The following is a 7976-nucleotide window of genomic DNA, read 5'->3' as shown; positions in this document are numbered from 1 at the left end:
TGAATAAGGCAGATATACCAACCAACAGCACCCCTTATTTTAGCAGTCATCGTTGGTAATAGTATGGAACAATCTTTTAGACAAGCATTAACGATTTCTAACGGAGATTTTCATATTTTTTACCAATCAACTGTATCATTAGTCTTAATTGCTTTAACCATTATTTCAATCGTTTTCCCTATTGTAAAAGACTGGGGCAAAAAAAGAAAAGCATCAACAACAGAAAATCAAATCATTGGTATGAAGTAAAAAGCACAAAAAGAACTGTCTCACATTCTGAGACAGTTCTTTCATTTTTAATCGTCGTTTCTCATCCCAATAAAAATGAATACATAACGTAACAATTCCAATGCGGCCATCAATGCAGCTGCAACATAGGTAAGTGCTGCTGCCCCTAATACTTTATTCACACCGTGTTCCTCTGTGTTGCGAATAAACCCTTCAGCAACCATCAAATCTTTTGCCCGGCTGGAAGCATTAAATTCTACTGGTAATGTAATCAATTGAAATGCAACTACGGTTGCGAAAAAGACAATCCCTAAACCAATTAGTTCAGCCCAGCGGAATAGAAAACCGCCAATCAGTAATAATGGAGCTAAACCAGAAGTAAAGTTGAGAATAGGGAATATACGATGGCGTAAGACTAACATGCTATATTGTTCTTTATGTTGGATCGCATGTCCAACTTCATGAGATGCAACAGAAATCGAAGCAATGGAATTTCCGTAATAAACATTTTCAGATAAACGAACGACACGGTGAATTGGATCATAATGGTCTGATAAAGTACCTCTAACAGGTTCTACTGGAACATCATATAGCCCATTACGATCTAACAAATGACGTGCTGCTTGAGCACCAGTGATTCCCGAAGAAGCAGCAACTTTTGACCATTTTCTATAGTTCCCTTGTACTTTAAATTGGGCCCAAATGGATAAACCAAAAGCAGCCAAAATTGAGAGATCAAGCAATGGATAACCACTAAAGAAGAACATCGAAAAACATCCCTCCAACATGATAAGATCATATTTTATTATACCCTATTCATAGAGACTCCAAAAGTAATTGGAATATGTTTCGAAGGAAACTGTCACTTTTGGGGGTTTATAAGATATATACGACGATTTGTAGCAAAAGGTTTCACTTTTGCCCTTTTTCTTTTGAAAGTTTAGTTAACGTATTTTCTACTTGTTTTAAATGCTGAAACATCAGTGAAGCTGCTAATTCAGCATCCTTTTGTTCAATCGCTTGATAAATATTTTGGTGTTCCGTAAGTAAACGCTCAGGAGTTTTTGGCATCGAAAAAAGAACCTTTCGACTTGTTCTCAAGCTCTTTTTAATGGCATCTGAGATATTTTCAATAATATAAACAAGCATATTATTTTTAGTCGCTTTAGACAAAGCATAATGAAACATCCAATCTGCCTCTTCATTTGCGTCTAGGTTGCTTAAATCCACTTCCATCTTCTTTAACGCTTGTTCTAAATGAAATAGGTCTTCATTTGTTCGACGCTCCGCAGCTAATTCTGCAGCGGATACCTCCAAAATTTTCCGAATCTCTAACAAAGATTGAATTTGCTCAAAATCGAGGAGGAGGGTAAAGATATCGAAGGAAACCAGATCTGATTCTGTATATTTTTTTACAAAAGTCCCTTCGCCCTGGCGAATTTCCACTAACCCCATTGCATTTAAGGCAGTTAATGCCTCACGTACGGCACTTCGTCCTACTTGTAACTGTTCAGCCAATTCGCGAACAGATAATAAACGCTCTCCTGGTTTTAAGTCACCATTTATAATCATTTCTTTTAACTGTTCTGCTACACGTTCATAGATTTTTTGCGGTTTTATTTGTTGAAATTCCATAAAATGAATCACCTCAAGGGATATTCACACTATCCGTATTATCGTACAACTTATATTTTAAATGAAACAGTGTAAATAACCAAACAAAATTTAACCAAAACAAATTCTAAAAAAATAAAAATTTATAAAAAATAGCGCTTTCATTTATGGTATGATAAGGTCATCAGATAATCAAAAAAATAGAACTATGTTTATTGGGGGAGAGGATTTAAGATGTTAGATCCAACGATAAAAAAGCAATTGATTGATGTGGTGGGGAAAGATTGGGTAATGGATCAACCTGAAGAATTGGTTGCCTACTCCTATGATTCAACGCCGATGTACCAACAACTGCCTGATGTCGTTGTTTTACCAAAAACAACCGAAGAAGTTTCAGAAATTCTAAAGATTGCCAATCACTTTGCGTTCCCAGTTATACCAAGAGGATCTGCAACTAATTTAAGTGGTGGAACGGTTCCACTTAAAGGTGGGCTTGTTTTAGGGTTAAATCGAATGAATCAAATTTTAGAGATCGATGAAGAAAACTTAACCTGTACCGTTCAACCTGGTGTGATTACCGCCGAAATCCATCAAGCGGTAGAGGCAAGAGGATTATTCTATCCACCCGATCCAGGAAGTTTACGCATCTCAACAATTGGCGGCAATATTGCTGAAAATGCTGGGGGATTACGTGGTTTAAAATATGGTGTAACAAAGGATTATGTCATTGCGTTAACAGCTGTTTTGCCAAACGGAGATATCCTAAAAACAGGCGGAAAACTAGCAAAGGATGTTGCAGGGTATGATTTAACAAAGCTATTGATCGGATCTGAAGGAACCTTAGCTGTGATTACAGAAGCTACTTTAAAGCTCTTACCATTGCCTGAAACGAAAAGAACGATGTTAGCCATGTTTAAGGATTTAACAGATGCAGCAAAAGCTGTATCTAAGATTATTGCCAATAAAATCATTCCTGTTACCCTAGAATTTATGGATAATGCAACGATTAATGTAGTTGAGGATTATGTGAAAATAGGATTACCTCGCGATGTTGAAGCGATCCTGTTAATGGAACAAGATGGGAGTAAAGACCAAGTAGATCGAGATATTACCCGGATGGCAGAGATTTGCAAAGGGGAAAGAGCCGTTTCTGTTGAAGTGGCTCAAACTACAGAGGAAGCGAATCAGTTAATGACAGCTAGAAGAATGGCACTTTCTGCTCTAGCAAGGCTTAAACCTACTACGATTCTTGAAGATGCGACGGTTCCTCGTTCAGAAATTGCACCATTAGTAGATAAGATAAAGGAAGTCGCTCAAAAATATGATTTGCACATTTGTACATTTGGCCATGCAGGGGATGGAAACCTTCACCCAACCTGTTTAACGGATGTACGCAACACAGATGAAATTGAGCATGTAGAAAAAGCGTTTGATGAAATCTACGAAAAAACGATTGATTTAGGAGGAACCATTACAGGGGAACATGGAGTAGGGATTGCAAAAGCAAGTTATTTGGAGTGGAAAATTGGTGAATCTGGGGTTGAAGTAATGAAGGGCATAAAGAAAGCTTTTGATCCAAAAGGGATTTTAAACCCTGGGAAACTATTCGTAGAACAAGCAAGAAAGCGAGTTGTGATCCAGCATGAGCGGTAATCTTTCATTAGCTTTAGGAATTTCAGAGGATGATCTATTAAATTGTATGCAGTGTGGTTTTTGCCTTTCTGTATGTCCGACATACAAAATCATACCAAAAGAAACTGCGACTCCAAGGGGCAGAATTGCCTTAATGAAATCGGTACAGGATGGTGCTCTTGTCACCAATGATATTATGGATTCACTAGATTTATGTTTGGGTTGTCGAGCTTGTGAAATTGCCTGTCCTTCAGGGGTACAATATGGCCAAATGCTAGAGCATGCAAAAGAGGTCATTACGAAACAAACCAACTTTTCACCGACGGTGAAGGCGGTTCGATGGTTATTTTTAAGAAAACTATTACCCTATCCTAAGAGAATGAAATGGGTAAGAGGTGGAATTCGAATCTATCAAAAATCAGGTCTTCAAAAAGTCGTCAGAAAAAGCGGTGTACTTAAAGTACTTCCTTGGCATATGGAAACGTTTGAAAGGGTCCTTCCAGAAGTATCTTCTTTAAAATCGATGCTGCCAAAACGAGTTGAACCTGAAAGAAAAACAAATAAACCAACAGTTGCTTTTTTTAGTGGTTGTATTCAAGACGCTATTTTTCACGAAATAAACCAATCTACAATGGCATTATTAAAAGAAAGTGGTTTCCCTGTCATTCATCCAGAAAGTCAAACTTGTTGTGGAGCCGTTCATGCTCATGCAGGTGAAATAGATCTAGCCAAAGAATTGGCGAAAAAGAATATTAAAATGATGGAAGAAATTGGGGCAACCTATTTGGTCAATAACCAAGGTGGTTGTGGGGCAATGTTAAAAGAATATGATAAGCTTCTCGCGGATGATCCTGTATGGAGTGATCGAGCGAAATTATTTGTCAAAAAAGTGAAGGATATTAACGAGATACTGGCTGAAATTGATGAACTACCACCGCTAAAACCGATGAATGTCCGTGTGACTTATCAGGATTCATGCCATTTAGCCAATGTTCAAGGGGTTACTTTACAACCAAGAAAACTGATTCAAGCGATTCCTGGTATTGAATATGTGGAAATGAAGGGTGCTGGAACTTGTTGCGGTTCTGCCGGAACCTACAATATGGTTCACCACGACCATTCAATGCAGATTTTAGATGCAAAAATGGTAAATGTAATCGATACAAATGCTTCTATAGTTGTCACCGCTAATCCGGGCTGTTTATTGCAAATGAGGATCGGTATTCAAAGAGCAGGGTTAGAAGGTAAAGTAAGAGCTGTTCATATTGCAGATCTTTTAGCTGAAGCAGCTGGCGTGAAAAATCTAAACTAGATTCTAAAAGGCCGTCTCTATTCTATTGTCTTCAATTAACTACAGTGCTAAAATTAAAGTTTGGAGGCGGTTTTTGATGAAAAAAGAGATCAATCAGGAGGTTCTGGAGGAATCCATCCTACTATTGAGCACAATCAAATGGATTTTTTTATCTATCTTTGTAGGAACCGTGGTAGGAGGAGTGACTGCTTTATTTTTAAATACGCTTGCTTATGGTACGGAAAAGGCAGCTGAATGGCCTTATTATTATCTTTTTATGCCGATTGCATTCTTTTTAAGTAGTTGGATGGTATTACGATTTGCACCAGATGCAGCAGGTCATGGAACAGAAAAAGTAATTGAATCCATTCATAAAAAAAATGGCAAGATCGATGTAAAAGTTGTACCGATTAAGGTTTTTGCTACATTAGTCACCCTTATATCTGGTGGGTCTGCTGGGAAAGAAGGCCCAAGTGCCCAAATTGGGGCAGGAATTGCTTCAGCCTTTTCTGACCTTTTTCGCTTTAACGAAGATGATCGGAGAAGATTTGTAATATGTGGAATTAGTGCTGGATTTGCAGGGGTTTTTGGCACTCCGATTGCAGGGGCTATTTTTGCAGCAGAGGTTTTATTTATAGGTAAATTTTCTTATCGTGTTCTATTACCCTCTTTAATTTCTGCTTATGTCAGCTTTCATATCAATGAATACTTGGGAGTAAAGCATTTTAAATATGCCATACAAGTTCCAGCGAAAAGCGAAATATCAATGTTTTTCTATCTTATTTTGTTCGGTATTCTAATTGGATTAATCTCTTTATTGTTAATCAAAGCTTTACACATCATTGAGGCATATTTTCAGTATTCCCTTAAAATCTATAAACCTCTAAAAGGATTCATTGGTGGCTTTATTTTGATATTTATCGTCTTATTAACCCATAGCAAGGACTATATTGGACTAGGAACCTATGTGATTGATCAGGCCTTAGCAGGGCATAAGGTAGATTCACTTTCTTTTTTTATTAAGATTTTCACAACATCTGTAACGTTAGGCTCAGGTGGAAGTGGAGGAATATTAACTCCTGTTTTCTATATAGGGTCTACTTTAGGAAATGCATGGGCGCAGCTTATCCATGGTGATTTAGCTATGTATTCAGCGATAGGGATGGTTTCATTTTTGGCTGCAAGTGCCAATACACCATTAGCGGCGATTATAATGGCCATGGAATTATTTGGCGTAAAAGTTGCCACCTATGCTTCGATCGTAAGTGTTATAAGCTATCTTGTGGTTGGCCATCGTAGTGTATATCCAAGTCAAATTCTTTCGATGTCTAAATCACCTTCAATCGACACAGATATCAATTGTGAAATTCGACAAATTCAAAAATTAAGATTAAGTAATAAAATGCATGTTCTTCTTCATAATCAGAAAGAAAAAGACAATTAAAGTTTCCTACTAGAAAAAATTCTAGTAGGTTTTTTGTAGGTTATATTAAATAGTTGTAAAAGTTGTGAAGGAAATTAGTAAATTTTGTCGAATAAATATATTGAACGATAGTCTAGAGAGAAACGATAGTCTGGAGAGAATAGGGGGGTAATCCATGGGAAATTTTCGCTGGTTTATTGTCATGTTTTCAATCATGACCGGAATGATTAACGCCCTCCTTCTTGGTTTCCAATTACAATTGTTATGGCTTCTTATTCTTCTTGGATTACTTAATCTTTTTACTTTTAACCTAAAAATTTTTCGCCATCACCTTTCAAACAACTATATCCTTGCTTTTCTAGTCTTAGATATCGGAATGATTCATTTTTTGGATGTATCCCAATTTGTTCATGTCTTGTATTATTCTGTGGTCATTTATTTAGCAACCGAAATTAACTCTCGAAAAGTCTTATTACTTACCACCTTATTCTATTCGCTTATTCACGCTTTTATCGAAATTCTATTTACGAACTTAACCTTAAAAGATTTGATGATTACGCTTTATGATGTAACTGTCATTTTTTTCATTTCCTATTTTGCCTATTATTTTGTTCGGATTTACCGACAAAGCGAAAGTCAATCTCACCAGGATTATTTAACAGGGCTCTATAATTTTAAGGGGTTTCAACATCAATTACATCATGTTTGGCAGAATAAACCGACCGCTTATCATATTATTTTTATCGATTTTAATGATTTTAAAAGAATCAATCTTTTGCATGGCGAGGAAGAGGGAGATCAATTTCTGAAGTTATTAGCCAATGAATTGCGGAATCTCCTTCCTAAGCAGACCTTACTTTCCCGTTATGAGGGCGATTGTTTCGTTATAGGCGTCGATGGAGATCTAAAAGACATATATCAACAAATTGAAATGATTTTACAGGAGATTTCATTTAGTCATACAGAAGCGATGCCGCTAAAATATTCGATTGCAACGGCTTCTTATCCTGAGGAGGCAACAGAACCCGAGAAATTGGTCTGGGTTGCACAAAAAAATTGGCTCTTGATAAACAACAATATAAAAACCAACAAGAAGATATGAAAAAAAGGATGGAAGGCCTATCAGTGATTGGTCAATTGGCTGCTGGATTGGCTCATGAGATTCGCAATCCGTTAACTGCTGTACGAGGATTTATACAGTTATCTGCCAAAGAAAGCGAAAGTTTAAAACAGTGGGAGAATATCATTGTCGCTGAATTAGATCGAGTGAATCAATTGGTAAACGATTTTTTACATCTTGCTCAAAACCGTCCTGTAGCTAAAAAGGAGTGGTTGGTACAGCAAGTTTTGGAGGATGTGATCATATTATTACAAACAAAAGCTCTTTTACTTGGGCATGAGATTCAGGTAGAAACTCTTGATTGTAAGTATCCAATTTATGTTGACAAACAGCAATTTCAACAAGTATTTATTAATATAATTCAAAATGCCCTAGATGCGTTACCTAAAGAAGGGGGAACGGTAAAGATTTATTGCAGGGATGATCTGGATCATATCCATATTTGTATCGAAGATAATGGCCAGGGGATTCCAAAGGATAAGCTGAAACAGATTTTTGAACCATTCTATACCACAAAAGAAGAGGGAACAGGATTGGGGCTTCCTATCTGTTATCGGATTGTGAAAGAAAATCAAGGGGAAATTCAGGTCACTAGTGAGATAGGAGTAGGAACAACTTTTACGATTTCACTGCCAAAACAAAGGGTAGAGGAATATTAAAATAATAAA

8 protein-coding genes are annotated in these 7976 nt (G+C 36.9%); 6 read left to right on the top strand and 2 right to left on the bottom strand.

The features are described 5' to 3' along the window. The first annotated feature begins 63 nt into the window (after positions 1 to 63). A complete protein-coding gene (locus U473_RS12060) occupies positions 64 to 249 on the top strand; it encodes a hypothetical protein (protein WP_068726722.1) in 186 nt (61 codons plus the stop codon). A 47-nt stretch (positions 250 to 296) separates the two neighbouring features. Here the strand turns inward: U473_RS12060 and U473_RS12055 are convergent, their stop codons facing one another. Then, positions 297 to 995, bottom strand: coding sequence for a zinc metallopeptidase (locus tag U473_RS12055; RefSeq protein ID WP_068726719.1), 699 nt, complete (start codon positions 993 to 995; stop codon positions 297 to 299). 145 nt (positions 996 to 1140) lie between these two features. Continuing rightward, the gene (locus U473_RS12050) at positions 1141 to 1863 is read right to left on the bottom strand and encodes a FadR/GntR family transcriptional regulator (RefSeq protein WP_068726716.1); all 723 of its coding nucleotides are present in this window, start codon (positions 1861 to 1863) and stop codon (positions 1141 to 1143) included. Positions 1864 to 2076: 213 nt separating this feature from the next. On the opposite strand from U473_RS12050, the gene glcD reads away from it, so the two are divergent. From glcD to U473_RS12025, 5 genes are all read left to right on the top strand, one after another. After that, complete coding sequence (gene glcD / locus U473_RS12045) at positions 2077 to 3495, top strand: glycolate oxidase subunit GlcD (RefSeq protein ID WP_068726713.1); 1419 nt, start codon at positions 2077 to 2079, stop codon at positions 3493 to 3495. Next, positions 3485 to 4786, top strand: a complete 1302-nt coding sequence (locus tag U473_RS12040; protein ID WP_068726711.1) for a (Fe-S)-binding protein — start codon at positions 3485 to 3487, stop codon at positions 4784 to 4786. Before glcD ends, U473_RS12040 begins: the two co-directional genes overlap by 11 nt. 76 nt (positions 4787 to 4862) lie before the next feature. After that, on the top strand, positions 4863 to 6209 hold the full coding sequence (locus U473_RS12035) for a chloride channel protein (RefSeq protein WP_068726708.1): 1347 nt from the start codon (positions 4863 to 4865) through the stop codon (positions 6207 to 6209). 154 nt (positions 6210 to 6363) lie between these two features. Then, positions 6364 to 7290: a GGDEF domain-containing protein gene (locus U473_RS12030; protein ID WP_068726706.1), complete on the top strand. Its 927-nt coding sequence runs from the start codon at positions 6364 to 6366 to the stop codon at positions 7288 to 7290. Continuing rightward, a complete protein-coding gene (locus tag U473_RS12025) occupies positions 7245 to 7967 on the top strand; it encodes an ATP-binding protein (protein WP_068726704.1) in 723 nt (240 codons plus the stop codon). The genes U473_RS12030 and U473_RS12025 overlap by 46 nt, the downstream gene beginning before the upstream one ends. Positions 7968 to 7976 lie beyond the last annotated feature (9 nt).

This window comes from Tepidibacillus decaturensis (assembly GCF_001561915.1).
GTDB classification, from domain to species: Bacteria; Bacillota; Bacilli; order Tepidibacillales; family Tepidibacillaceae; genus Tepidibacillus_B; species Tepidibacillus_B infernus.
This window is presented reverse-complemented; position numbering and strand designations above follow the sequence as displayed.